A 24,307-nucleotide genomic window follows, 5' to 3' on the forward strand; every position below is an offset into this window, starting at 1 on the left:
CCCATTTGCGTGGCGTCGCTTCTGCCGATCCGATCAGGCGAGATTGCCGTTCAACCCCGCGGGGGCTTGCCCCCGCCGGCCTCGGCGGACAGGCCTGCGCTTTCCAGCGCCGCGAGCGCACGCGCGGCGTGATCCTTCGACGGCAGCAGGCGCGTCACCAACCGGCGCACGCCATCCGCACCGTCGGAGGCCTGATGAACCATCAGGTTGACCACCTCCCGCTCCTCACTGTGGCGGCCGAGGGCGTGGAGGCTGAGCGCGAGCGCGATGCGGTTCTCCACCGTCGGATGGAGCGTCAGCTGGGGCAGCAGGGCCTGCGCCGCGATCAGGTCGCCACGCAGGAAGGCGGCCAGCGCCAGATAGGAATCGCGGAACGGCGTGGCCACGGCGCCCTCGCGGCGCGCGTTGGCCAGCAGCGTCTCGCCCTCGGCGATCCGTCCGGCGCCGATGAACACCACGCCCACCGTCGCCGCCACATCGAAATCCAGCGGATTGAGGCGCAGGGCGCGCTCGGCGGTCGCCACCGCCTCGTCCGGCTCACCGGCAAACAATTGCACCAGAGCAAGCGCGCGGGCCGCATACGCGCTGGCCGGGGCCAACTCGACGGCGCGCTCGGCCTCGTCGAGCATCACCTCGAGCTCGGCCTCGGAGGGGGCCGGGGTATCGTCGTGCAGGGTGCGCTGGAGCTGGGTCTCGGCCCGCACCGCATGGCCAAGCGCGAAGGCGGGATCGCGGCGGGTCAGTTCGGCGAGACACTCGTCCACATTGATGCCACGCGTCTCCTGCCGGGTCTCGGCCTTCATTTCCGGCCGCGTCTCCTGGCTGTCGCTGCGGCGCTGCGCGGCGGCGGCCGCCACGCAGCCATAGCCGGAGGCCGGTGCGCGGGCGAGGGCCTGGGAGCGGGCGCGCACCTGCACGACACCGTAGCCCTCCATCACCGCGACGGCGACGTCATGAATCACTCGCTGTTCGCTCTCCGCGAGCCGGCCGGCACCCGCCAGCCCGTCCATCATGGTGGACCAGACGATGGAACCGTCGCAGCGATCGGTGAGACGCACGGCGAGCGAGAAGGTGCCATCCGGCCGCCCTTCGGCAAGCCCGGCAAGGGAGAAGACGGAGCGCGGCACCTTGGCGGAGCAGGCCTCGGCGACGGCCCCCTCGTGAATGTCGGCCCCGGCCGCGCGCACCTGGGTGAAGTCGAAGCGGGCGAAGGCATCGCGCATCCGCTCCTCGATGGCCCGCAGCTCGGTGACGGGCGGCGCGCCGTCACCCGACGCCTCGAAGGTGCGGACCTCGACCAGCGGCAGCCGGATCCGGTCCGCTGTCGCAGAAGCCGATGCCGCATCATGCGGCGCCTTGATCTCGGAGTTCCAAAGGGCGAGGCCGATGCCCACGCTCACGACCACCGCGAGCCCGGCCGCCATGGCGGGGAGCAGCCGGCGGGGGCGGGCGATGTCGGCCGACAGCTCGGGGGCCTCCGGAAGCGTGCCGGTTGCATCCACGTCCGTCGGTGCCGCGTCCTCCGGCCCCCGGCTCCGGAACTGGGGAACATACCCCCCCTTCGGGACGTCGATGATGACCGGATCGTCCGCGCCGATGGTCGCGTAATATCGTTCCAGCGCGCGCCGCAGCCGGGTGGCTTCCACCCGGACGATGGGATCGGTCTGGGGATCGAAGGACGGCGGCCGCCCCAGGGCCTCCACCGCGATGGTGTAGCCTTTCAGCGCATCCGCCCGCCCGTCCAGCGTCGATTCGACCACGAATCTCAGGAATGCGGCCAGGCGTGGCGAGGAGGCGAAATCGGCCGAGGCGAGGATGCGGTCGAGGGCAGAGCGCACGCCGGCCGAGGCGTCGACCGCCTCGGTCACGCCTTCGGCAACGGCTTCCACCGCGCTCTCTTCGCCCGCATCTGCCGCGCTGCTCACCACGATACCGTCCTAACCTACGGTCACGACCTTTGTCGATCAGAACCCATGCACAAGCAAGAGGGCGGGATCATGGTCGCGCCGCACCCAGCGGCAAGTGTCCATCCGCCGGTTCCCACCGGCAGTTCGGGCTGATAGCCTTGCCGCGACGCGACCGCACCCAAGGCCGCCGGCCGGCAGGTGCCGGAGGCGTGCGACCCGCACCGTGCGCGCTGGCGCGTTGCAATTTGGCGCCGAAAGACAAGGCGCGCGGGAGAGGACCATCATGGCTCTGGACGATCTGGTGACGGACGGCGTGCGCGCGGACAGCGTTCCGAACGACCTCGAAGCCTTCTGGATGCCGTTTACCTCCAACCGGTCGTTCAAGAAGCGGCCGCGTCTCGTGTCCCGCGCCAAGGACATGCACTATTACACGCCCGAGGGCCGCCCGATCCTCGACGGCTGCGCCGGCCTGTGGTGCGTCAATCCCGGCCACAACCGCGAGCCCATCGTCGAGGCGATCCGCGCGGGCGCTGCCGAGATGGATTTCGGGCCGACCTTCCAGTACGGCCACCCGAGCGCGTTCCGCCTCGCCACCAAGATCGCCGACCTCGCGCCCGGCGACCTCGACCACGTGTTCTTCTGCAACTCGGGCTCCGAGGCGGTGGACACGGCGCTAAAGATCGCCCTCGCCTACCAGCAGACCATCGGCCAGGGCACCCGCACCCGCCTCATCGGCCGCGAGCGGGGCTATCACGGTGTCGGGTTCGGCGGGATTTCGGTGGGCGGCATGGTGGCGAACCGCCGCACCTTCGGCACCATGCTCGCCGGCGTCGACCACCTGCGCACGACGTACGACCGGGAGAATCAGGCTTTCTCAAAGGGCGAGCCGGAGTATGGCGCGCATTTCGCCGACGAGCTGGAGCGCATCGTCGGGCTGCATGATGCCTCCACCATCGCCGCCGTGATCGTCGAGCCCATGGGCGGCTCCACCGGCGTCCTCCCGCCGCCGAAGGGCTATCTCAAGCGCCTGCGCGAGATCTGCGACAAGTACGGCATCCTGCTCATCTTCGACGAGGTCATCACCGGCTACGGCCGCCTCGGCTATGCCTTCGCCGCCGAGCGCTACGGCGTCATCCCGGACATGATCTGCTTCGCCAAGGGCATCACGGCCGGCGCCGTGCCCATGGGCGGCGTCATCGCCCGCAAGCCCATCCACGATGCTTTCATGAAGGGGCCGGAGCACGTGGTGGAGCTGTTCCACGGCTACACCTATTCGGCGCATCCGCTGGCCTGCGCCGCCGGCCTCGCCACGCTCGACCTCTACGCGAAGGAAAGCACCTTCACCCACGCGCTGGCGCTGGAGCCGTTCTTCGCCGATGCGGTGATGTCGCTGAAGGACAAGCCCGGCGTGCTCGACATCCGCACCGTGGGCATCACCGGCGCGGTGGACCTCGCTCCGCGCGCCGGCTCGCCCGGCCTGCGCGGCTACGAGGCGCTGGAGAAGGCCTTCCACGAGGAAGGCTTCATGATGCGCATCGCCGGCGACACGCTCGTCATCACCCCGCCCCTGATCATCACCAAGGAGCAGGTCGGCGAACTGGTGGAGAAGCTGGGACGGGTGATCGAGAAGACAGCCTGACGGCATTATCCCGGCGTCCGTCTCCTGTTGGAGCCGGACGCCGGCCACCCCTAGACGCAGCCTGGCCGCCGGTCTGCAGCGTGTGCAGCCGACGGCCAGTTGCGTACGGGCCGCGAAGCAGGGGCGTCAGGCTCGCGAGCCGCACGTTCGCGGTCCCCGTGTCAGAAGCATTGCGTTTTGAAGTTGAGGCTCAGGCCTCGTTCCGCAGGCGCGGCCGGCTCCGGCCGAAGCGGGAGCCGGCGTAGGACTAGAGCCGCCCCGTGAGCGCCAGCACGATCACAATGATCAGCAGCACGCCCACGATGCCGCCGGGTCCATACCCCCACCCGGAGCTGTAGCCCCACGTCGGCAGCGCGCCGACGAGCAGCAGCACGAGGATGATGATGAGGATCGTGGACATCAGCGGCCTCCCTTTCGGTGAGACGGAGCCACGCTCCGCCTTGCGCATCTGGTAACGCGCACGAGGCCTTGCAGTTCCTTGTCTTGTGGAGGATCGCCCCAAGCTCGGCGGGCGACCCGGCCAACGCCTAGAGCGGCGCCGTGGCTCCCGCGAGCCAGTTCACGCTGCCCTCGTCCACCAGCGGCGCGAGGGTCGCCCGCACTTCGGCGTGGTAGGCATTCACCTGCGCTCGCTCGGTGTCGGTGAGGAGGCCGAGGTCGATGAGCCGCCGGTCGTAGGGCACGAGGGTGAGCGTCGAGAAGCCAAAGCACGGCCGCTCCCCCGCCTCCACCGGCCGGTCCTCCACCAGGATCAGGTTCTCGATGCGGATACCGTAGGCGCCCGTGCGGTAGAAGCCCGGTTCGTTGGAGAGGATCATCCCCGCGGCCAGCGGCAGGTGGCCAAGCTGCGAGATGCGCGCCGGCCCTTCATGTACCGAGAGCCCCGCGCCGACCCCATGCCCGGTGCCGTGATCGAAATCGAGCCCGTTCTCCCACAGGAACTGCCGCGCCAAAGGATCGAGCTGGGCGCCGGTGATCCCCTTGGGAAACACTGCGCGGGTAAGGGCCAGATGGCCCTTCAGCACCAGCGTATAATGGCGGCGCATGTCCGGCGTCGGCGTGCCGACGGCGAGGGTGCGGGTGATGTCCGTGGTGCCGTCCGGATATTGCGCACCGGAGTCGAGGAGGAACAGCTCGCCCGGATGGATCGCCCGGTTGGTCTTGCGGGTGACCCGATAATGCACGATGGCGCCGTTCTCCCCCGCGCCCGCAATGGTCGGGAAGGAGATGTCGGTGAGGCAGCCCGTGGCGCGGCGGAACGTCTCCAGCGCCTCCACCGCATCGATCTCGGTGAGCTTGCCGGTGGGGGCCTCGCGGTCGAACCACGCGAGGAAACGCACCAGCGCCGCGCCGTCGCGCACATGGGCCGCGCGCATCCCGGCGATCTCGGCCGGGTTCTTCGAGGCCTTGATGAGGGAGATGGGGTCGGCACCCTTGTCGGCGATGCCACCCGCCGTCTCGATGAGGGTGGCGAGGCGCACCGGCGCGGTGGCCTGATCGACGCGGATGCGCCCGCCCTTCCCGGCGTCCTTGCCCTCCCCCTTGGCGAAGGCTGCGAGCACGCGGTCGAGGTCGCCGACGCCATGCAGGCGCGCATGCCCCGCGAGAGCGGCGCGCACCTCATGGGAGAGCTTCAGCGCATCGAGGAACAGGTCCGGGAGCCCCTCGTGGGGCACGATGCACCAGGCGAGCGGCAGCGGCGTGTGCGCGACGTCTCCACCACGCATGTTGAACAGCCAGGCCGCCCCGTGCGGATCGGAGACGAGCACGCCGTCGAGCTTCTCCTCGGCGAGCTTCTCCTGCACCCGCCGGAGCTTGGTGGCGGTGTCCTCGCCCGCGACGGAGAGGTCGAGCAGGCGCACCGGCTCCCGCGGGGGCGCGGGCCGGTCGGGCCAGATGGGATCGAAGGGATCGGCCTCCAGCGGGGCGAGGATGCCGCCCGCCGCCGCCACCGCCTTCACCAGCCGCTCGCGGCCGTCGATGGTGGTCCGCCACGGATCAAAGCCGAGCCGGGCGCCGCGCGGCAGATGGCCCTCGATCCACTTGTCCGGCCGCGTCTGCGACAGCGGAACCACGGTGAAGGCCGCCTCATCCACTTGCGCCGGGGCCTGCAACGTGTAGCGCCCGTCGACGAACAGCGCGGCCTCCGTCGGCAGGACCACGCAGGTGCCAGCCGAGCCGGTGAAGCCGGTCAGGTAAGCAAGGCGCTCCTCGCACGCCGGCACATATTCGTTCTGGTGCGCATCCGCGCGCGGGATCACGTAGCCGTCGAAGCCGAGACGCGCCAGCTCCGCCCTGAGCGCCGCCAGCCGCGCCGGCCCCTCGGCGCCATCGGCGAGATCGTCGAAGGTCTGGAAATGCGCCTTGAAGGGAGCATGGCCATGGGATGCGGGATGAACAGCGGAATGGGCAGAAGACGAGGACGTCATGGGCGGGGCGCCGGGCAATCGTTGAAATCCCGCCGACCATAGGAGCCCCGCCGGACGACGGCAACGCAGTGGGTATTTCGCCAAACGCCCTTGAAGGCGCACCCCGCCTCCGATTATGGTCTGCGCCTGCGCGGGCGTAGTTCAGTGGTAGAACGACAGCTTCCCAAGCTGTATGTCGTGGGTTCGATTCCCATCGCCCGCTCCAAATTCGCGAGCTGTGACAAGAGCTTGTCGGCCTACCGTTGAACTAGACGTTCCTCGCGTTCCTCGCCGCGTTCCTCCGTTTCGTTTACGACTTGTTCCGGTGCTCCTGACGGAGCGCGGCAACCTTGCGACTCTTCCCGATCGTGCCCCGCACGTAGCGGATCGTCGTAGAAGCCTGTGAGTGCCCGGCGGCGGAGCGGATGGAGTCGAGGTCGGCCCCCGCGTCGTCCGCCTCCGATATGCCGCCCGCCCGCGCATCCATGTTCCACAGCGCGTCGGGGATGCCGGCCACTCGCGCGACCTTGCGCCACTCGCGCGCATAGGCGTGCTCGGCGAACGGCCGGCCGGCCAGCTCATCCACGATCAGCGGACCAACGCGCCTTTCGGAAGGGATGCGGGAAATCAGGTCCATGACCAGCGGGCACAAGGTCAGGTCATGGGCCACGTCTGCGCCGGTCTTGGTGGTGACCTTCCTCACCACGAGATCAGCGCCGATGTCGGCCCAAGTGAGCCCCCGCGACCACCTCCGCCCGCGCAGGACGATGCCGCCGCCCTCGGCTGCAGCGGGCAAGGTCTCCCACCGGCCGATCACGTCCCGCTGCCGCATCGTGGTCTCAAACTGAAAGGCCGTGCCCAGGGCGAGAGACAGCCGATCGCAGTCCAGCGCTTTGGCGATGAAGGCCTGCACATGGTGCAGTTCCAGTTTCTCGCGGCGGCGGGCGGGTTGCTGGAAGCGAGCCTTTGAAAGGATGGTCACGAGACGCAAGCATTCAGGCAGCTCGGCTGTGACGCCATAGGCCAGGACACGGCGCAGCATAGCGATGATGCCGTGAGCCTTCCGGACACGCTCCTGCCCGCCGGTGGCTTTCGGCTTCTTCGCCTCTTCATACCAGCGGTGGAAATCCGCGATGCCGAGCGCGGCGAGGGACCGTTGCCCGAATGCCTTCTCGATCACGCGCAGCACCTGATCGTAGGTGCGGCGCGTGTTCTCGCGCACCTGACGGTATGGGCTGGACTCGTCCGTCTGATAACGCCGCACCAGCCCCCTGATGGTGCCGTCGAAACGCTGGCGAACATCCTTTCGCCCCGCCGCCCATTCCAGGGCCTCGGCTTCCAGCCGCTTGCAGGCGGATTCGATAAGCGGGAGGTGGTCCGGCCGTTCGGCCTCGAAATGAAGCCGCACGATCCGATTGGGAAATCCGGCCGCAAGAGCGGCCTTCGGGGCCGCCCAATAGAGCCGCGTGGTGCCGTCGCGGTTTTTACGCCGCTTCAGGCCGGGTGCGTCATGCAAGGGCATTGAGGTTCTCCTCGCCGTCTGGTTGGAACGGCTGGAGGCTACCGAGCCCATAGCGACGGTGGAACCACATCCTGACGGCGGGCCAATAGCGCCCGCCCATCACGGGATCGATACGCGGGAGGCCATCGCGCTCCAACACCAGCGCCTTGGCGGGCCAGTCGCGGGGATCCTGACTGAGGCGCCGCGCGATCTCCTCTTCGCAGGGGAAGTCGCCCTCGCTCCTGTAGGTGGAAAGTGGCCGACGCGCCATGGCCTCAGCCCTTCCCGCGCTTCGTGACGAACGCATTGGCGGGCGTAACGCGCTTCCAAAGGTAGACGCGACAGACCATGCCGCCGGGCATCGTCATGCGCATGCCGTTTTCGGGGGGAAAGCGCAGCGCGCCAGACGCTGCCTGCTCATCAAGGTGGCGCTGGAATGCCATCACATCTTCGCCAGGACAGCGCGGCGACCGGCCGGTCAGCCACGGCCACACGCCCGCCGCGAAATGCCTGACTGGTAGCTGTTCCATGTCAGCGCGCCTTCTTCACGGTTTCCAGCGTCTTGCGCTCGATCACCAGCGGGCTCGTGCGCCCGCCGCAGCCGCCCTTGGTGGCGGGGAGGAGGCCCTTGCGAACCATGCGGCTCACGGTGCGCTCGGAGACGCCGAGCGCGTGGGCGATTTGCTTCGCTGTCTTGAGGGGCGGCACGACCGAAGACATCACTGCTTCACCTTGCCCGCGACCAGCGCGCCGATGCGCAAGATCGTCCGTCCGGTGAACTCACGCGTGAAGCTCATATCGCCGGGATACGAGTGCTCGGTTTCACTGCTCCAATTCGTCAGGGCATCCAACCCCTCATCCGGATCGAATTCCGAGAATAGTTCGCTCGGAATGCTCGAATAAGAGAGCGTTTCATGCCTGCCACCTACGAAGATATCGATACGCGCCTGAGGAAGAGGTCCCAGGATCGTGACTCGGATACTCCAGACCTTCACACGGCCCTCGGTAGAGGACAGGGCAGCGTTGATCGCCGATTGCAACGATCCTTGGCCGGCACAATCCAACAGCAAGGTGAGCGCGTCGGCGAAGGTGTGGCTGGCCGGCAAGTCATCGAAAACCGAGAGCAGGGGAGTTTCCTGTCCCCGCGCCCTGGAACGATTGACAAGCGGGATCAACCCCATGGCCAGCGTCCGCTCTGCCGCCGTTTTAGCCTCGTCCGAAGCCGCTACGGCAAGCAGGAGAAGCGCAGCATCGCGCGGGCTCATCTGCGCGGCGCTGGTGCCACGCCCGCCCTTGGTCACGAGCCCGGCCTCGCGGAGATGGCGATAATAGGTTGAGATCGTCACCAGCGGATAGCCGAGCACCGCCGCCACAGCCGCAACCAAATCTCCGGGGGAAGCCATAAGAAGATCCTCTTCGAGTCTCCATTAGATATCATAGCCAATGGGGGTCGGAAACCCCATTGGAAGTAAAATCCAATAGACCGAGGGTTTCCTTACCGAGGCAGGATCCGCGTCGAGATGCACCAGTGCGATCCGGGCTTCCGGCCGGTGGCTTTGGCGATCTGCGCGCGAGTGGCTTCACGGGCCTTGAGCCGGGCCGGGCGGGTGTCATCCATCCAGCCATGGAAGGCCAACTCTTCCTGTAGGAGGACCGCCGCGTCCTGATCCGCGATGACGCCGTCAAAGGTGTCTTCGTCGTGCGGCTCGTCGAGGATGTCGCCGCCGCCGGGGTCACTGTCCTCATCGTCGTCGGGGCCGACATCGATGAAGCCTTTCCCGCACCGCTCGGGCGCGGTGTGCTCCTCGTCCTCGGTATGCGGAGTGAAGCGGCCGATGTGTTGCTGCCGAGCCCCCTCGATCCAGGAGCCGAGTTCGGCTTCATCGGTGAAGGTCGGGCACAGGCCGTCTCCCCCGCGGGCCTCTCGCCAACCGAGGGAGGGCTCATCGTCATTGTCGGGTTCAAGGTCCGGATCGTGGTCCAGCTCGTCGAGGAGATCCACGAGGGTTTCGATGGCGGCGACGACGCGGGCGCGGAAGCGGGTGCTCTCCACCATCTCGAAGGTGCGGGGCGAGGCCCTACGCATGGCGGGCCTCCGCGAAGGCGCGGATGGTCTTGAGGATCGCGGGCATCTCCTCATCGGATGGCCCGTCCTCGCCGAAACCCATGGGCGAGCCGAGATGATCGATGTAGGCGAGCAAGCCTGTTCTGGTAGTGGGGACGGTTGCAAGGAACCGGTGCAGGGCTTCTCCTTCCCGAAGGGAGGCCGTCTTCACCTGATCGGTCAACCCGGCTTGGCAGCAGACCTGCTCGACGGCGCGCCAAAGCTGAGAGTGCAACGCGATCGCGGCGAAGACCGGATCCGGCTCGGCCGCGACCCAAATGCCAAGGGGCATCCCGACCAGCCCAGCCGCAACGCCCTTGAGAAAAGGTCGCCGAAAGGCACACTTCTTCTGTTCGCGAACATGGGTGCCCATGCGCGTGCTCCTGTGGTAAGAATCTGAACGCAGATCAGAAAATGCAGATACATTTTCTGACTGTCAATCAGATTCTGAACGGGAGTCAGATTTGCTTGGCGTCCAATGTAAGATGGCCCGGGCGGCGCTCGGGCTCACGGTTCGCGCGCTTGCTGGGCTTGCCGGCGTTTCGCACGATACCATCGTGCGCCTTGAAGCCGGCGAGGAGCTGAAGCCGCGCACCGTCGAGTCCATCCAGCATGCCCTCGAAGCCGCCGGCATTGAATTCATCCCCGAGAACGGCGGCGGGGCCGGGGTGAGGTTGCAGAAGGCGTCGTCGGGTGTTTGAAAATAGATCGACTGACCGTCGCTGCAGAACGGCCGGATGATCTGTAACGTACAAGGACCGAACCAAATCTCGCTGCCACGACTGCTTGCTAAGATGTCAGATCAAGTCGGTCAAAGATGGAATTTGCATCCTCCGGCTGCAACGCCCAGCGATAAGCCGGGTGCACTTCCCATGAAAAGCCAAAATCTCCGTATTGAGACTGTAAAAATCTATTTTGATCGAAAAATTGCCTGATTATCTCCCCCGAAGGGCTTGTTTTTCTGGCGGTAATAAAATCAATTTTGTACAGGAATTCCGCAACCGTCTTCGGCGTTACGATCTGATTATTCGAAAATCTAAGATTATTGCTTGATATTATGTTTTGTATTTTCTTAGATAGTTGATCATATGAGAACAAATAGCTATCACTGGCCTGCCTTTCTTTGCGGGCCGGCTTCATGCTAACCAGCAGGTTCCCAATATTCGGCATTTCCGTCTTGAACTCATTAATAATATCTTGCATTCTCTCGTTTGAATAGTTTGAGAATGTCGATTTTAGATCCTCAGTAGTTATCAGATCGTGCCCCTTATTGTATGCTTCCTTGGCGCCGCCATAGAGCAATTTGATTAAATCGCGCGGACGCCTGCGCGTTAGCGATAACAGCACCCTGTACATCGGCGCCCCGCTCCATTTTCCAGAACCATGGAAAACGGGCTCAATGACGCTATCAAGATGCCTCGATATGTTTTGCTGAGAAAGCCTGATCAGCTGCTTCTCATCAACAGTATTTCCTAAAAAAGTTGCAATTCTCTTAGCAATAGCTATCAATATTTCATGGTTATCCCAGTTTACCCAAATTATATTTCTCTCAATTTTATCTGTAGATTCATCCGCTGTTCGGACTAGAAAATATACATCTGATCTAAATCCAATTCTAACCTGAAGTTTGTTGTCGCTTCCGCAAAGATCTCTTATAGCATTTAAAAGAGCGGAAATGAGAACAATGCCCTCTCTCTTGGCCTCCCATCCTCTATCTATGTCATCTATATATATTCTTATCTTCTCATCTCGAAGGTAGCTTCCGATCAACGCAGTCCCAGCGGCGTCAACTACCTTAGAGCTACTGTCCTTAATGTAGTTCCTAACGGAATCAAAAAGTGCATCTAGGGAATATCGCGTGAGTTGGCTGGATTCATCAGCATCAGACCGCCCAATCTTATCAATTGCCTTTTTATAAATTAGATTTGTCAGACCAACTTTCCATAATTCGATAAGTGCATTGAGATTTTGACCTTCATAATTTACGACACCCTTTATGTCGTCAGGCCTAAGAAATATAGAAAAAAGATTTTCTTCTTTGTCTTCAATAAACCTCATCTTTAAAAGAGCACTCTTTCCTACGCCCTTATGTCCAACCAGTATTCGTATCGGAAGATCGGCTGAAAGCCTTTCATATGCCTTGTTTCTAAAAAAATACTCTTTAAGACGTTCGGGCCGTTCGTTCTCTGCATCTTCCGCCCCGAACATCCGCTCAAGCGTTTCGTCGTCGAACCGAGGCATTTTGTGCTCCGCAGAGTCGGAATGACAAGCTAAGCTGCTCACGATAGGGGTTTTCATTTGTCAGTCAATTGATCTGCCTCATTCAAGCTTCCCCGGTATTGACCCCTAGGCATTTGAATCACAGCACCATCATCTCGGCCGACCATTCGTCGCTCTCATAGACCGACGATCCGCCATCACCGGCTGCCGCCCGCGCCACGGCCATGGCGCAGGCCACGGCGCCGTCAATGCGGTCCCGGCTCTTGCCCTTGTGGAACATCCTGTTGCCGGCGGGATCGGTGTGGACCGCGATGTTCTCGAAGTTCCAGCGCAGCACCGGGTGGGCGCCGTGGGTCAAGCGGGTGCCCACGATGGCACGCTCCAGCTCCTTCACAGCCGGCGCCATGGTGACCCAGCCCTGCCGCATCTCCACCGCTGGTAATCCCTCCTCGAGGAGGGTGTTCAAGGTGTTGCGGGCAAGGTGCGGGTCAAAGGCGATCTCCTGCACGCGGAAGCGGGTGCAGAGGTCACGGATGGTGTCTTCCACGGCGCGGAAGTCCACCACGTTGCCGGGTGTGGGCGTGATGAAGCCACGCTCGGCCCACACCGGATAGGGCACGCCGTCGCGCTCGGCGCGGGCGCGCAGGTTGTCGGCTGGGCAGAAGTACCAGGGGTGGACGATGTAGCCGTCTTCACCATCGCGCCAGGCCGCGACGATGCAGGTGAGGTCGCCATTGGACGATAGGTCGACGCCGAGCCAGCAGGGTTCGCCCTCCAGGGCGTCGAGGTCCACCAGCGCGGCGCCCTCGTCGTAAACGCCCATGTCGACGAACGGGTCGGCGGAGTGATCCAGCCACACATTGAGGTTCAACTGGCGGAAGGCCTCACGGTCGCCCGGCCGGCGGGCGCCCTCGCGCGCCAGCTGGCGCATGCCCTCGATGTCCGGATAGCCATGGGCGAGGCCGGGATTGACGCGGTGCCAGATGGCTTCGTCGCGCCAATCCTCATCTTTCTCCGCCTCGAACAGGATAGGCAGGATCGACGGGTCATCGACGGCGCCGCGGGCCACCTTGCGGGCGTCTTCCACGATGTCGTGGGCGATGTTCTCCTGCCCCCGGCCGGCCGTGGTGGCGACCATGAGAAGGGAGCCGGGCGTCTTCACGAGGCCGGACTTCAGCACGTCCCACAGGTCGCGCTTCTTCCATGCGTGCAGTTCGTCGGCGATGACGAACACGGGCGTGCGCCCGTGCTGCGTCCCGGCATCGCAGGAGATGGCTTCATAGAAGCTGCGCCGGCGGGTGTTGAGGATCCGGTTCTTGTACTCCTGCGCAGCTGTGATCTGCTTGATGGGCGGAACCATGCCGATGATGCCCAACGCCTCATCCAGGGCGATCCGCGCCTGTTTGCGGTCGGACGCGGCGGAGATGACTTCGCCGCCGTTCACTCGCTCCGGGCCATAGGTGTGCAGCAGCGCCAATGCGGCGCAGAGGGAGGTTTTGCGGTTGCCGCGAGGCAGCAGCATCACAACCGTCTTGACGATGCGCGCGCCGCTCTCATGGCAAGGCCCATAGATGCGGCGGACGATCCGCTCTTGCCAGGGGTCCAGCTGGAAGGCATTGCGGACCGCCCGGCTCTTGGGGTGCCGCAGGGCGCGCAGCCAGCGCACCGCCGCCTCGCCCCGGCCGAGCGGGTCCGGGATCTCCGAACCATCATAAATCCAGCTCGGGAAGGTGGACGGGCGTGCGTTCACAGCCCATGCCCTCCGAACATGCCGAAGAGGCCGGGTTCATCACCATCCCCGCTTCCGGGCTTGATGCCCGGCCGGCCGCGACTGGCGGGCGTGAGGCCCAGTTCGGCCGCCATCTGGCGCGCCTGCGTCATGCCATCGGAGCGCACGGCAACGGCGGGATGCCGCTTCGGCCCGCTCGGCCCGGAGAAGGTGAGGCCTTCCGCCTTGAGGATGCGGTTCGCCTCGGCCACCTGTCCGATGGCAACGCAGTAGTTCGCGAAGATGGAGAGGTCCGCCATCGAGAGGGTCCGACGCTCGCCGAGCAGGATGGGCAGCACGCGCAGCCATTCCTCGCGCGCATCGTCCCCCAACCACTCCGGCGGCGCCGGGAGATCGTCCGGTTGCTGTTCGTCGTGCGGCTCGATCCCGGCCTTGCTTCCGCGCATGATCGGCCCTCCCCTTAGAAAGCCCGGAGGCGGTGGGGATCGATGAGATCGAAGAAGCCCATGGGTGCCTCAGACAGAGATGTTGCGCCCGTGGCCTCGCGGTTCTCGAAGAGGTGCGCGACATACATCTTCATGGCCTGCACCACGGCCGGCGGGACGCCATCGTTGAAGTCATCCAGCGGACCGCACCAGCCTTCCACATAGCCGCGCGCCGCCTCCAGTTCGCCAGTGAGGAGGTTGTCGTCGTCGGCGAGGTCGACGCGCAGATGTTCCTTGAGATCGGCGAGGGGCAGGATATCCAGCGTGTCGGTCACGGCGTCGCCCTCCGCTCTTGGCTCTGCTTCCATCGGTTGTGACAGGCGCCGCACAGCGGCTGCCAGTTCGATCGCGACCAGAACAGTTTCCGGTCACCCCTGTGCGGAATGATATGGTCCACCACGGTCGCCGGGGCGGGACAGCGGACACACTTCGGGTGAGCCTTCAGATAGGCCGCGCGCTCGGTGTCCCACTTGGAATCGTATCCTCGCTCGCGGGCCGTGGGCCGGCGGGCATCCGCCGCCGCCTTCCGCTTGCGCTCGCAGGGGCATAGCTCGCCGTAGGCGACGCGATGGCCGCAGCCGCAGATGCGTGGCGCGTGGACGGGCATGGTTTTATTCCTCTGAGGTGATGGGCGGAGCTTCATCGCGAAGCCCCGCCCGGAGAGCCCTTCACCGCGCGTGAGACGCGCAGCGGGTGCTCGCGACCTTGCCCACCTTGACCCCCACATGTCCCGCAAGCGGGTGGCGCCAGGGAGGTGGGCTTTCCGTTGTCGGGCGGGCCGCTACGCGCCCTCACATGCCGGCGCCGGAAACGAACTCAGGAGGTCGGGCGCGCGCTCGCATGGCCGAGCACGGCGACGGCCGACAACGGCGCGTTGGCGCTGTTGCCGGCGGGCGTGATGGTGAGGCGCGTGTAGCGCTTGTGGCCGATGTAACCGAGCTTCCGCACCGCGCCATCGTCGGCAAACGTGAAGCTCGCCAGCGCCTCGGTGCCGATCATGTCCGCGTCCGCCACGGCGGTGAAGCCGGCGCCGGAAGTGTCGCTCTCTTCAAGGAGCGCGGCGAACGTCGCATCGGCATCGGCGAGGGTGCCCGTGGCGATGACATAGGTGAGGCTGTCAAAGCCGCGACGGTCGATAACGGTCCCCACGGCGGCGGTGTTGTCCGACACCACGGCGGGCGGGATGACGGCGCGGATGGCGATATTAGAAGCGAGGTCGCGCATGGCGCGGGTTCCTTCTGCGGGAGAGCGGAGGGAGCCGCAGCCGTCAGGGCTGCGGCGCGAGGGCGTCAGTTCGTCGCCATCTTGAGCTTGCGGAGCGCCGCAGCCTGCACCACGCCGCCGCCGACACGGCGGGTCGCGTGGATGCGGGTCACGCCGTCCGTGGCGCGGATGTACTGGTTGACGAGGATGGAGAGCGCGAGGCGATCGACGATGCGATAGCCGGTCGTGAAGTCGCCGAAGATGATGGGGTAGGCGTCGGCGCCCACGTCCGGCATGTCGACGGCTTCCGCCACGGGCCGGCCAAGGATCGTCTCGGGCACATCGGCGGAAAACGCCGGCTGCCACAGGTAATTCCCTTGCCCGTCTTTCAGCTTGCGGATGGCGGCGAGGGTGCTGCCATTGAGGAGCCAGGTGCCGCGCTGGCGATAAGCCGCCGGCAGGGCATACATGAGCGAGATGAGCGCGTCCGAGGACAGGTTCGTGGCGTGGCCGTTCGCGGTGTAGCCGAGGCCAGGATCGGAGAGCAGGCCCATGGGCTGGAGCACGCCGTCGCCCTTCACGAAGGCATAGCCTTCCTTCTGGCCGAAGTCCTCCGCCAGGGCGAGGCGCACCTCGGCTTCCGCCGCGCCAGCACTGTCAGCGAGGAGGGCGTTGGAGATGTCGACGAAGGTGTTCACCTCGCGGATGACGATCTCCTGTTGCCCGAACGTGGGCTCGCTGGCCTCGCTGGTCTGCGTCTCGCCCTTCCAACGGGCGTTGGTCACGCCGGTGCGCTTGGGATACTGCACGCTCGCCGAGGACGTGGCGCGCACGCTGGCGAGGGTGCGGACCGGCGAGAACTCTACGAGGTTGCGCACGAACTCGGTCGACATCTCGGCCGGCGCCAGATAGCCGCCCTGCGCGTCGCTGGAGACCGTGAGGGTCTTCAGTTCGTCGGCCGGCGCCGCCGCGCCGTGGCGCAGATAGGTGCCGAAGGCCTTCAGCTCGGCGCTGGGCTCATCCTTGCGCTCGCCGCCGGCCGGGCGGTTCATCTTCGCCTCGATCTTGTCGAGGCGGTCGTTCAGCTTGTCGAAGCCCTTCATCTCCGGCGCGCCATCGCCCTTCGCGTCAGGCTTGGCGCCGGCCTCCAGCTTCTCGATGCGGCCGATCACTTCGCCCTTGAAGGCATCGAGGGCGGCGGTGACGGCGGCGGCCGGATCGTCGCCAGCTTCCTTGATTTCGAGCGTGCCCAGCGGCGCCGCGTGGTCGTCGTACATGGTCGTTACCTCTTGCTGCCGATCGCCAGTGCGGCGCGGTGGAGAGCCCCGGCGATGGCGAGCGCCGCCGCCGCGGATTTGGCGCTGGTGACACGTGCGCCGGGATGCATGGGGATGGAGACGATGGAGCACTCCACCAGCTCCAGCGCCTTGATGGTCCGGCCGCCGCCCTTGCGGGGCTCGGCCTTCTTGGTGACGAAACCGATGGAGAGGCCGCCGGCCGCGCCGGATTTCACCAGGGCGCGCACTTCGCGGGCGCGGGCCACTTCGTCGACGAGGAGCCGGCCCTTCAGCCGCAGCCCGTCCTGCGCCTCGATCGCCTCGGTCCACACGCCCACCGGGTCGCTCGGGTCATGACCGAACAGCATGGGCAGCGGCACACGGGCCGAGGCGAAGGCGCCCTTTTCGATCACGTCGCCCACGCGGTCGGGCGTGCCGAAGGGCCACGCCAGCCCTTCGATGGCGCCGGTCTCGTCGACGAGGATCTTGGTTTCGAGGAACAGGCGGTCCATCAGATGCCCCCGTCCTGCGGCGCGGCGGCGCCGGCCTGATTGCTTCCGGTGTGCGGGTTCGCGAACTCGGCGCCGCCCTCGTAGGCGGGCAGGCCTTCCCAGGCGCGCACCTCATTGGGGTTCACCACGCGGGAGGCGATGAGGCTCGAATAGGCCGTGGCGCGTGCGCCGAGGTCGGCGCGCGTGAGGTCGTCGCGTTCGAACATGACGCGATGCGTCGGGTACTCTTCGGCCGAGAACAGCGCCAAGCGCAGGGCGCTTTCCGCCGCGCGCAGCCAGGGCTCCAGCGTGTAGGTCAGGAACTCGCGGCCCATCTGTTCGCTGTTCGACCACGTGGCGCGCTCCAGATCGAAGAGCATCTGCGGCGGGACGCGGAAGGCGCGGGCGATCTGGAGCACCTGAAAGCCGGTCAGCTCCATGAACTGGCCGTCCACGCTGGTCATGGTGAGCGGCGAATACGATGCGTCGTCGTCAACGATAGCCGTTCCGCCCGACTTCCCGCCGCCATGGGCGAGGTGCCAGGCCTCGCGGATGCGTTTGATGGCTTCGGGAGTGGCCCGCCCCTTGAGGCTCAGGAGGCCGCTCGGCTTGGCACCGTTGCCGAACAGCCGAGCCGCGTGCGCGTCCAGAGTGAGAGCGAGACCGATGCTCTCCCGCGCCAGCGTGACCGGGGAGCGGCCGAAGGGGCTGCGCAGGTGGATGACGTTGGCCGCCGGCTCCTCGCGGCCGTTGATGAAATAGCGATAGGCACCGGTGCCGTCTTCGTGGCGCTGTGCCGTCAGGTGCGCGGCGTCATAGGCGATCACCTCCACCGGCCGGGCGCCGACGCGGTTGACCCACGCAAGGCCGCCCTGATCGTAGAGGAGGGCCGACGCCACGAGGTCGCGCAGAAACTCGAAGCCGGGCGTCCAGTCGTTCACGCGGTCGCGCAGGAGGCCCGCAACGGGGTGCTCCGGCGCTTCCACCTCGGCGGCACCGTCGCGGCGCATCACCTTCACGTCGAGCGTCGCAACCGCCTCGGAGATGGCGCGGACGGCGCACGCCACGGCGGGCACCTGCAGGGCCGATCCGGGGCCGACGCTCACCCCCGCCGCCGTGGGCGCCGAGGCGCCGAACAGCGCCAAGAGGTCGGAATCGGGCGCCGCCAGCGACTTGCGCTGCGGAGCCAGGAAGGAGGTGAAGCGGGCGAGGGCCTTTAGCATCCTCAATTTTATGAGCCGCGTCGCGCGCCGTCGCTAGATGGCTACTTCGGCCAACTTCGGACACGCCGAAGCCTACCAACTTCACCCTACCTCACTGATCCATAAGCAAAAAACACCATACAGCCCCCATCGCGCGCGATGGATCCCCGCCGGTCCCAGCTGAAGGAGGCGAAGTCAAAAACCACCCCCCTCTCTATCGCTGCGGTGGGTTGCGGTGGGTTGCGGTGAGTTCACTGCAGATAGAGAAGTCAAAAACGTCTATTAATATCAATACATTATATGATCATGCGGTGGGTACGGTGGGTTAAAGTCGCGCATATATATGCTTTTTGTTTCCCGCTTCGCCGATCCTCCTAACTCCGTTTACGCATTGTATATGCGCGCGGAAACCCACCGCACCCACCGCGGCGTCATCCAAGGCTCTGATATAATGGCATAATATGGTGCGGTGGGTGTTCGCCAAACCCACCGCAAACCCACCACCAAACCCACCGCGCGGCGGGTTTGAAATGACCCCTCAGGCGTCGGAGGGGCTGCGGGGCGAGGCGTCCGGGTCGCAGAGATCAATAAGGCGGCAATCGAGGTAGATCTGGATCTTGTGGCGACCGTGGCCGTGCGCGAGCTTGCGCTTCATGTCGCGGCCGAAGCGCGTCTCTGAGACAGGCCGCTTCCCGTTCTGCTCAGACCAATCGACGTAGGCGTGATACATAGTCCGGGCGGTCACGCTTTGCCCAGCTGCAAATTCGACGCAGGCGTCTTGGAACGCCCCCACAACGTCCATCTCATCGCGATATTCCTGCGTCGCCATACGCACGTCGGACGGGATCACAAGACCTTCGCGAAGATATGTCAGTGCACCCTCGATCAACCAATTGAGGATGCCCGGCGCCTCTTCTACCAGCTCGCCCACCACCTCCTCGAAGTCGCGCTGTTCGTCATCTTCCAGCGTGACAGGCCACCTGATGACCGCCATGCGTCGCCAGATGCCGTTATCGGTGCCGTCGATGCGCGGATAGCCGTTGCCCGACAGGTGAGCGATGAAGACCGGCTGAAACTCAAAGAACCCCTTGAACAGGTTGCGCACCGGAATGGCCTCGCCGCCGGTGAGCTTCTTCACCACGTCTTCTTTCAGCGGTGCGTTTGCGGGTAGCTCTTGGATCCGCAGGAAGCGCACACCATAGAGCCGCGCCAGCTCCGGCGAGGCCTGTCCACCTTGTTTGTCGCCGCTCCCGACGATGGCTTCCGTGGGCAGGCTAGCCGCATGGGCACCGAGCACGCGAACCAGCGTTTCGAGAAACACGCTCTTCCCGTTGGCGCCGTTGCCATAGTGGAAGAACACCTTCTGCACAGGCAGGCCAAGCAACCCGAGCCCCGCGCCGACTTGCACGCACCGCCGCACCGCATCGATCGGCAGGAAGCGCCGGATGAAGGCATCGAAGCGGGGGCACGTGGCATCCGGGTCAAAGGCGACCGGCACGAGCTTGGTAATGAAGTCTTCGCGCCGATGCCCAACGATGGCTTCACACCGGTAGGTGTAGCGCACCACGCCAGGATCCGGGCATTCCGGGTCCACTACCTTCCGGAAGCGCAAGGTGTGGCTGGAGCACGCCACCATGCGCGGATCCGCATTGAAGCCCGAGGCTCTGCGCGTGAGGTCGCAGGCCGCGAGATCCTTCATGGCGATGATCCGCGACTTGTTCTTGCTGGAGACAGCGAACTTGCGCCGAACGAGCTTGCGCTTGTCGAGAGCCGCCCGAGCCTCCGACCCTGCCTCGATCACACGATGCAAGCCACGGGCGCGCGCCTTGTCACCATCCGTCCATTCTGCGGACCGGGTTTCCAGCCGCGCCAGGTCCGCCGCCGCCCGCTCGCCCTCTTCCATGGCCCGGCGCTCTGCGGGCGTTGCGCTGAGAAAGTCCGCCTCAAGGGCGATGCGCCCGCCGACCTGTTTTGCGAAACGAATGGCGGTGTCATTGCCACCGGCCATATCCCAATGTGTCCCGCCCCAAGCGTAATAGTCGGTGTTCGTGACACCCTCGGTCTCCAACACCACGAGATCGCTGCCGAAGTGGGAGATGAAACGCCGCGCATTATCGGTATCGGAATGGTCGAGGCGCGCACATGCCGCCACGGCCTCCATATCGACGCCAACAGTCGATCCATCCGAAGGCCCTTCACCTTCGTCATCATCGAGCGGCGGGCCGCCATTGTCGCCGAAGTCGGCTTCGTCCCCCATGTCGTCATCAGAGCCGGCCTGTGCGTCCAAGTCGGCGGGTTGCGGAAAGTCATCGTCCGGCGGGGGAGGCTCCGGAGGGCGGCCGACCGTCCGAGCACGGCGTTCGGCCTCGCTGGCGACCACATCGAGGCGCGCGATCACGTCCGCCGCGTCGCCGGCGCCGGTGTCGAGGCCGCGCCGGATGTCGCGCGACACCCGGTTGCGTCCGTCCTCACGCATCAGGCCGTTGGCGTCGGCGCCATCCTCCAGGGCGGCGAGAGCTTCGCGTTCGGAGATCGCGCCGGCGGCGACGAAGCGCCCCAACTGGCAGGCGGCGGTGTACAGGGCCGTGCCGCGCGTTCCCTGCGGCGCGCGGGCGAGATCCGCCGCGATCCGATCGAGGGCCGCCCGCGCATAGCGCCGCTTGGCCTCCTCGCCGGGGCGATCCGAGGCGAGCACCCGCGCCGGCCCACTCTCGCGCGAGGACAGTGCCGGCCCATCATGCTCATGACGATGCAACTTGCGATCAGCGATCAGTTTCAGGAGCGCGGGCGGCACCTCGGGCGCCGTCTCAGGGTCGAAGGGCTCGCCCTCCCACCGATAGGCATTGCCGTTCGCCAGCACGCTCGGCGGCAGGATCACATAGCCGCCGTCACAGCGGATATCGATGTTCTTCAGCCCAGGCGGATCGTTCGGGAAGTGCGCGCCGTTCGGCCGGCGGAACCACACATGCCGCCCGCCCGATTGCGTGATGGTGCGCGGGCCGGCCGGCAACGGAGTGCCGAGCGCTTCCGCGAGGCGCGCCTCCACGGCATCGACGCTCTCGCCCTTCGGATCGAGATCCACCACATAACCGCCAGCCCAGCCGGGAGCCATGCCGATCAGCGCGTGGGGCCAACGCTTCCACCACGCGCGGATCTGCGCTTCGTCTGTGGTGGCCTTCAAAGGCCAGCCGGTGCCCTCGATGGGCTTGCCGTCCGGGCCCTTGTCGGCGACCACCAGAGGCCGCTTGGAGCGCGGCTTCTCGGCGTGAGGGTCGCAGGGGAAAACCCGCCATCCGAGGGCGGCATAAGCGAGGGCAGCTTCAACGATCGAATGCGACATTCTCTCCACCATCCGGAAGGATGGCGAGGAACCTCAGATCGTCATTTCAATAGTTTGCCCGATTTTCCCAAGCTGTATGTCGTGGGTTCGATTCCCATCGCCCGCTCCAAATTCGCGAGCCGTGACAAGAGCTTGTCGGCTTGCAATCGAACGACGCTCAGCCCGTCGCCTTCCCCTTGGCCTTTACCGCTTGTTCAGCTGAGCCGCCCTCTTCGCGGTCCGATCGGGCTGTCCCAGATCGCCCCAAAAACCTCGCGCCACGTCCTGGAGCTTCAGCCGCGTCCTGGAGCTTCACAGGCGATCCGCCCGCAAGCACGTCCGGCATGGTGGAGGGTTCGTGCCGCGCTTGTGCGCCGGCAGCAGCGGCGCGGATCCTGCTGGGCGGCCCGCATTGGCAGAAGCCCTCGCGGGTATCCCGCCATGCCCTTCGGCGCGGCTGGAAGAGCGGAGAGACCGCTTTCGGAGCAGGGAGCAAGATTAATGAGAATGACCGCACATCATGCGGAAGACGTCTCACGTCCTAACGTGAAACGATGAAATCCACCCAAATCCGGGATTTGATGGTGGGCGCACTAGGGCTCGAACCTAGGACCCGCTGATTAAGAGTCAGCTGCTCTACCAACTGAGCTATGCGCCCGTCCGGGGTGGCCCCCAGAGGAGGCGTTCGTGTAGCAAATGAGTTTCTGGCTGGCAAGGGCCTCGGGCGGCGCGGCGGCGAAGATTTCCACAGGTCTTCCCGCCGCCGCGCCGCCGCTTGGGGATTTACTCCTTGAAGGCCTCCTCGCGGCCCTTCTGCACCGAGGGCAGCAGCACCACCACAAGCGCTGCCAATGCGAGCAGCAGCAGCACGGCCGAGATGGGGCGGGTGACGAACACGGTGGGATCGCCGCGCGAGATGAGCATGGCCCGGCGCAGGTATTCCTCCAGCATGGGGCCGATGACAAAGCCCAGCAGCAGCGGCGCCGGCTCGCAATCGAGCTTCACCAGCGCGTAGCCGAGCAGGCCGAACAACGCCATGGTGTACACGTCGAACGTGTTGTTGTTCACGCTGTACACGCCGATGCAGCAGAAGGCGATGATGGCCGGGAACATCACGTGATAGGGCACGGTGAGCAGGCGCACCCACATGCCGATGAGCGGCAGGTTCAGCAACACCAGCATGAAGTTGCCCACCCACATGGAGGCGATGACGCCCCAGAACAGGTCCGGCTTCTCGGTCACCACGTTGGGGCCCGGCGTGATGCCCTGGATGATGAGGGCGCCGATCATCAGCGCCATCACCGGGTTGGAGGGAATGCCCAGCGTGAGCATGGGGATGAAGGAAGTCTGCGCACCGGCGTTGTTGGCGCTCTCCGGCCCCGCCACGCCCTCGATGGCACCGCGCCCGAACTCGCGCGGGTTCTTCGAGATCTTCTTCTCGATGGAATAGGACGCGAAGGAGGAGAGCATCGCCCCGCCGCCCGGCAGGATGCCCAGGAAGGAGCCGATCACCGTGCCACGCAGGACGGGCGCGATGATGCGCTTGAATTCCTCCTTGGTCAGCATCAGGCTCTTCACCTTGGCCGCGACAAGCGAGCGCTGGTGCTCGTCCTCGAGGTTGCGGATGATCTCGCTGATGCCGAACATGCCCATGGCCAGCGCGACGAAGTCGAAGCCGTCGGAGAGTTCCTGCAGATCGAAGGTGAAGCGCGGCGTGCCGGTGTAGATGTCCTGCCCGGAGAGGCCGAGGATCAGCCCCAGCACGATCATGGCGATGGCCTTCACCACCGAGCCCGACGCCAGCGTGACCGAGGCGATGAGGCCGAGCACCATCAGGGAGAAATATTCGGGCGGCCCGAACTGCAGCGCGAGGTTGGCGAGCGGCGGCGCGAACAGCGCAAGCAGGAAGGTCGCCACCGAGCCGGCGAAAAAGGAGCCCAGCGCCGCCGTGGCGAGCGCCGCGCCGGCCCGGCCCTTGCGGGCCATCTGGTGGCCGTCGATGGCGGTGACCACCGACGAGGATTCGCCCGGCAGGTTGATGAGGATGGCCGTGGTGGAGCCGCCATACTGCGCGCCGTAATAGATGCCGGCGAGCATGATGAGGGCGGACACCGGCGGCAGGCCGAAGGTGAGCGGCAGCAGCATGGCGATGGTCGCCACCGGGCCGAGGCCCGGCAGCACGCCGATCAGCGTGCCGAGCAGTGCGCCAACGAAGCAGTAGAAGACATTCTGCAGCGACAGGGCGACCGAGAAGCCGAGGGCGAGGTTGTCGAGAAGGTCCATGGGCGCCTCCTCAATATCCGCCGAGCCACGGGCCGATGATGGGTATGGGCAGGCCAAGCCCCTTGATGAAGACGGCCCAGGCGAAGATCACCATCACCGCGGTGTTCAGCAGAGCCGTCCGGAAGGTGAACAGGCGCGAGGCCAGCGCCGAGACGAACACCGAGATGCCGAGGGCGGGCAGGAAGCCGAGGGGCCGCACGCCGAAGCCGAAGAACACCACCGCGCCGGTGATGACGAGCACCGCACGCCAGGCGATGCCGCTCGGCATCTCGCCGGGAAAGCGCAGGCCGTTGATGAGGATGATGAGCCCCAGCAGGCCGAGGAGCGCCGAGAGCACGAGCGGGAAATAGCCTGGCCCCATACGCACGGCGGTGCCCATGGGCAGGTCCTGCGTCTGCCAGCCGAACAAGAGCCCGAGGGCGATGAAGAGGAGGCCCGACAGGACGTCCTTCGGATTGCGGATGATGTTCATGTCCCCCCTCGTTGCCGGCGCGTTCTGGGTGCGCTCTGGCAGTTGGCCTGCTGTGTGAATGCACGCG

The 24,307-nt window shown here is 65.6% G+C and carries 24 protein-coding genes and 2 tRNA genes; 3 read left to right on the forward strand and 23 right to left on the reverse strand.

The annotated features are described in order from the left end of the window. Window positions 1-50: 50 nt before the first annotated feature. On the reverse strand, window positions 51-1,925 hold the full coding sequence (locus ACT535_RS08045; RefSeq protein ID WP_476363947.1) for a tetratricopeptide repeat protein: 1,875 nt from the start codon (window positions 1,923-1,925) through the stop codon (window positions 51-53). A gap of 265 nt (window positions 1,926-2,190) precedes the next feature. On the opposite strand from ACT535_RS08045, the gene aptA reads away from it, so the two are divergent. Beyond that, window positions 2,191-3,546 (forward strand): omega-aminotransferase AptA, encoded by a 1,356-nt coding sequence (gene aptA, locus ACT535_RS08050; protein WP_168460107.1) that lies wholly within the window; start codon window positions 2,191-2,193, stop codon window positions 3,544-3,546. Between the two features lie 247 nt (window positions 3,547-3,793). On the opposite strand, the gene ACT535_RS08055 is transcribed toward aptA, so the two are convergent. Together ACT535_RS08055 and ACT535_RS08060 are read right to left on the reverse strand one after the other, a co-directional pair. Beyond that, window positions 3,794-3,946, reverse strand: coding sequence for a DUF3309 family protein (locus ACT535_RS08055; RefSeq protein WP_168460109.1), 153 nt, complete (start codon window positions 3,944-3,946; stop codon window positions 3,794-3,796). 127 nt (window positions 3,947-4,073) lie between these two features. Beyond that, window positions 4,074-5,975 (reverse strand): aminopeptidase P family protein, encoded by a 1,902-nt coding sequence (locus tag ACT535_RS08060; RefSeq protein ID WP_476363948.1) that lies wholly within the window; start codon window positions 5,973-5,975, stop codon window positions 4,074-4,076. A 130-nt stretch (window positions 5,976-6,105) separates the two neighbouring features. Here ACT535_RS08060 and ACT535_RS08065 point away from each other — a divergent pair. Then, a tRNA-Gly gene (locus ACT535_RS08065) sits at window positions 6,106-6,180 on the forward strand. 84 nt (window positions 6,181-6,264) lie between these two features. On the opposite strand, the gene ACT535_RS08070 is transcribed toward ACT535_RS08065, so the two are convergent. The 7 genes from ACT535_RS08070 to ACT535_RS08100 all read right to left on the reverse strand — a co-directional run bounded on the left by ACT535_RS08070 (window position 6,265) and on the right by ACT535_RS08100 (window position 9,932). After that, window positions 6,265-7,476, reverse strand: coding sequence for an integrase (locus ACT535_RS08070; protein ID WP_476363949.1), 1,212 nt, complete (start codon window positions 7,474-7,476; stop codon window positions 6,265-6,267). Beyond that, the gene (locus ACT535_RS08075) at window positions 7,463-7,726 is read right to left on the reverse strand and encodes a hypothetical protein (protein ID WP_476363950.1); all 264 of its coding nucleotides are present in this window, start codon (window positions 7,724-7,726) and stop codon (window positions 7,463-7,465) included. The genes ACT535_RS08070 and ACT535_RS08075 overlap by 14 nt, the downstream gene beginning before the upstream one ends. Before the next feature lie 4 nt (window positions 7,727-7,730). Next, window positions 7,731-7,985, reverse strand: a complete 255-nt coding sequence (locus tag ACT535_RS08080) for a hypothetical protein (protein ID WP_476363951.1) — start codon at window positions 7,983-7,985, stop codon at window positions 7,731-7,733. A gap of 1 nt (window position 7,986) precedes the next feature. Next, complete coding sequence (locus tag ACT535_RS08085) at window positions 7,987-8,175, reverse strand: helix-turn-helix domain-containing protein (RefSeq protein WP_476363952.1); 189 nt, start codon at window positions 8,173-8,175, stop codon at window positions 7,987-7,989. Beyond that, complete coding sequence (locus tag ACT535_RS08090) at window positions 8,175-8,858, reverse strand: hypothetical protein (protein WP_476363953.1); 684 nt, start codon at window positions 8,856-8,858, stop codon at window positions 8,175-8,177. The genes ACT535_RS08085 and ACT535_RS08090 overlap by 1 nt, the downstream gene beginning before the upstream one ends. A 92-nt stretch (window positions 8,859-8,950) precedes the next feature. Then, the gene (locus ACT535_RS08095) at window positions 8,951-9,511 is read right to left on the reverse strand and encodes a hypothetical protein (RefSeq protein WP_476363954.1); all 561 of its coding nucleotides are present in this window, start codon (window positions 9,509-9,511) and stop codon (window positions 8,951-8,953) included. Window positions 9,512-9,533: 22 nt separating this feature from the next. Next, a complete protein-coding gene (locus ACT535_RS08100; RefSeq protein ID WP_476363955.1) occupies window positions 9,534-9,932 on the reverse strand; it encodes a hypothetical protein in 399 nt (132 codons plus the stop codon). A 91-nt stretch (window positions 9,933-10,023) separates the two neighbouring features. Between ACT535_RS08100 and ACT535_RS08105 the strand changes: the two genes are divergently transcribed. Further along, a complete protein-coding gene (locus ACT535_RS08105; protein WP_476363956.1) occupies window positions 10,024-10,260 on the forward strand; it encodes a helix-turn-helix domain-containing protein in 237 nt (78 codons plus the stop codon). Between the two features lie 88 nt (window positions 10,261-10,348). Here the strand turns inward: ACT535_RS08105 and ACT535_RS08110 are convergent, their stop codons facing one another. From ACT535_RS08110 to ACT535_RS08170, 13 genes are all read right to left on the reverse strand, one after another. Further along, a complete protein-coding gene (locus ACT535_RS08110; RefSeq protein WP_476363957.1) occupies window positions 10,349-11,800 on the reverse strand; it encodes a P-loop ATPase, Sll1717 family in 1,452 nt (483 codons plus the stop codon). A 118-nt stretch (window positions 11,801-11,918) separates the two neighbouring features. Next, entirely contained in the window at window positions 11,919-13,529 is a 1,611-nt protein-coding gene (locus tag ACT535_RS08115; RefSeq protein ID WP_476363958.1) for a terminase large subunit, read from the reverse strand. Next, entirely contained in the window at window positions 13,526-13,954 is a 429-nt protein-coding gene (locus ACT535_RS08120; protein WP_394079471.1) for a phage terminase small subunit P27 family, read from the reverse strand. The genes ACT535_RS08115 and ACT535_RS08120 overlap by 4 nt, the downstream gene beginning before the upstream one ends. A 14-nt stretch (window positions 13,955-13,968) precedes the next feature. After that, complete coding sequence (locus ACT535_RS08125; RefSeq protein WP_476363959.1) at window positions 13,969-14,268, reverse strand: head-tail connector protein; 300 nt, start codon at window positions 14,266-14,268, stop codon at window positions 13,969-13,971. After that, a complete protein-coding gene (locus ACT535_RS08130) occupies window positions 14,265-14,720 on the reverse strand; it encodes an HNH endonuclease signature motif containing protein (RefSeq protein WP_476364011.1) in 456 nt (151 codons plus the stop codon). Before ACT535_RS08130 ends, ACT535_RS08125 begins: the two co-directional genes overlap by 4 nt. 89 nt (window positions 14,721-14,809) lie before the next feature. Next, entirely contained in the window at window positions 14,810-15,217 is a 408-nt protein-coding gene (locus ACT535_RS08135) for a hypothetical protein (RefSeq protein WP_476363960.1), read from the reverse strand. A 65-nt stretch (window positions 15,218-15,282) separates the two neighbouring features. Beyond that, window positions 15,283-16,473 carry a phage major capsid protein gene (locus tag ACT535_RS08140; protein ID WP_476363961.1) on the reverse strand — a complete coding sequence of 397 codons (1,191 nt, stop codon included), beginning with the start codon at window positions 16,471-16,473 and terminating at the stop codon, window positions 15,283-15,285. A gap of 5 nt (window positions 16,474-16,478) precedes the next feature. Further along, the gene (locus ACT535_RS08145; protein WP_476363962.1) at window positions 16,479-16,985 is read right to left on the reverse strand and encodes an HK97 family phage prohead protease; all 507 of its coding nucleotides are present in this window, start codon (window positions 16,983-16,985) and stop codon (window positions 16,479-16,481) included. Beyond that, window positions 16,985-18,187, reverse strand: coding sequence for a phage portal protein (locus tag ACT535_RS08150; RefSeq protein ID WP_476363963.1), 1,203 nt, complete (start codon window positions 18,185-18,187; stop codon window positions 16,985-16,987). The genes ACT535_RS08145 and ACT535_RS08150 overlap by 1 nt, the downstream gene beginning before the upstream one ends. A gap of 517 nt (window positions 18,188-18,704) precedes the next feature. Beyond that, window positions 18,705-21,506, reverse strand: coding sequence for a phage/plasmid primase, P4 family (locus ACT535_RS08155; protein WP_476363964.1), 2,802 nt, complete (start codon window positions 21,504-21,506; stop codon window positions 18,705-18,707). A 561-nt stretch (window positions 21,507-22,067) separates the two neighbouring features. Then, window positions 22,068-22,143, reverse strand: a tRNA-Lys gene (locus tag ACT535_RS08160). Between the two features lie 125 nt (window positions 22,144-22,268). Beyond that, window positions 22,269-23,768, reverse strand: coding sequence for a tripartite tricarboxylate transporter permease (locus ACT535_RS08165; protein WP_168460260.1), 1,500 nt, complete (start codon window positions 23,766-23,768; stop codon window positions 22,269-22,271). Window positions 23,769-23,778: 10 nt separating this feature from the next. Continuing rightward, entirely contained in the window at window positions 23,779-24,240 is a 462-nt protein-coding gene (locus ACT535_RS08170) for a tripartite tricarboxylate transporter TctB family protein (RefSeq protein ID WP_168460262.1), read from the reverse strand. Window positions 24,241-24,307 lie beyond the last annotated feature (67 nt).

The organism is Xanthobacter sp. DMC12, assembly GCF_056314105.1.

Excerpts from the sequence above, each read along its gene's own strand:
- ACT535_RS08170 (WP_168460262.1), bottom strand. The coding sequence starts at position 24,240 with ATGAACATCATCCGCAATCCGAAGGACGTCCTGTCGGGCCTCCTCTTC.
- ACT535_RS08130 (WP_476364011.1), bottom strand. The coding sequence starts at position 14,720 with ATGTGGGGGTCAAGGTGGGCAAGGTCGCGAGCACCCGCTGCGCGTCTC.
- ACT535_RS08150 (WP_476363963.1), bottom strand. The coding sequence starts at position 18,187 with ATGCTAAAGGCCCTCGCCCGCTTCACCTCCTTCCTGGCTCCGCAGCGC.
- ACT535_RS08100 (WP_476363955.1), bottom strand. The coding sequence starts at position 9,932 with ATGGGCACCCATGTTCGCGAACAGAAGAAGTGTGCCTTTCGGCGACCT.
- aptA (WP_168460107.1), top strand. The coding sequence starts at position 2,191 with ATGGCTCTGGACGATCTGGTGACGGACGGCGTGCGCGCGGACAGCGTT.
- ACT535_RS08075 (WP_476363950.1), bottom strand. The coding sequence starts at position 7,726 with ATGGCGCGTCGGCCACTTTCCACCTACAGGAGCGAGGGCGACTTCCCC.
- ACT535_RS08055 (WP_168460109.1), bottom strand. The coding sequence starts at position 3,946 with ATGTCCACGATCCTCATCATCATCCTCGTGCTGCTGCTCGTCGGCGCG.
- ACT535_RS08165 (WP_168460260.1), bottom strand. The coding sequence starts at position 23,768 with ATGGACCTTCTCGACAACCTCGCCCTCGGCTTCTCGGTCGCCCTGTCG.
- ACT535_RS08145 (WP_476363962.1), bottom strand. The coding sequence starts at position 16,985 with ATGGACCGCCTGTTCCTCGAAACCAAGATCCTCGTCGACGAGACCGGC.
- ACT535_RS08110 (WP_476363957.1), bottom strand. The coding sequence starts at position 11,800 with ATGCCTCGGTTCGACGACGAAACGCTTGAGCGGATGTTCGGGGCGGAA.
- ACT535_RS08120 (WP_394079471.1), bottom strand. The coding sequence starts at position 13,954 with ATGCGCGGAAGCAAGGCCGGGATCGAGCCGCACGACGAACAGCAACCG.
- ACT535_RS08095 (WP_476363954.1), bottom strand. The coding sequence starts at position 9,511 with ATGGTGGAGAGCACCCGCTTCCGCGCCCGCGTCGTCGCCGCCATCGAA.
- ACT535_RS08070 (WP_476363949.1), bottom strand. The coding sequence starts at position 7,476 with ATGCCCTTGCATGACGCACCCGGCCTGAAGCGGCGTAAAAACCGCGAC.
- ACT535_RS08155 (WP_476363964.1), bottom strand. The coding sequence starts at position 21,506 with ATGTCGCATTCGATCGTTGAAGCTGCCCTCGCTTATGCCGCCCTCGGA.
- ACT535_RS08135 (WP_476363960.1), bottom strand. The coding sequence starts at position 15,217 with ATGCGCGACCTCGCTTCTAATATCGCCATCCGCGCCGTCATCCCGCCC.
- ACT535_RS08090 (WP_476363953.1), bottom strand. The coding sequence starts at position 8,858 with ATGGCTTCCCCCGGAGATTTGGTTGCGGCTGTGGCGGCGGTGCTCGGC.
- ACT535_RS08080 (WP_476363951.1), bottom strand. The coding sequence starts at position 7,985 with ATGGAACAGCTACCAGTCAGGCATTTCGCGGCGGGCGTGTGGCCGTGG.
- ACT535_RS08085 (WP_476363952.1), bottom strand. The coding sequence starts at position 8,175 with ATGTCTTCGGTCGTGCCGCCCCTCAAGACAGCGAAGCAAATCGCCCAC.
- ACT535_RS08140 (WP_476363961.1), bottom strand. The coding sequence starts at position 16,473 with ATGTACGACGACCACGCGGCGCCGCTGGGCACGCTCGAAATCAAGGAA.
- ACT535_RS08060 (WP_476363948.1), bottom strand. The coding sequence starts at position 5,975 with ATGACGTCCTCGTCTTCTGCCCATTCCGCTGTTCATCCCGCATCCCAT.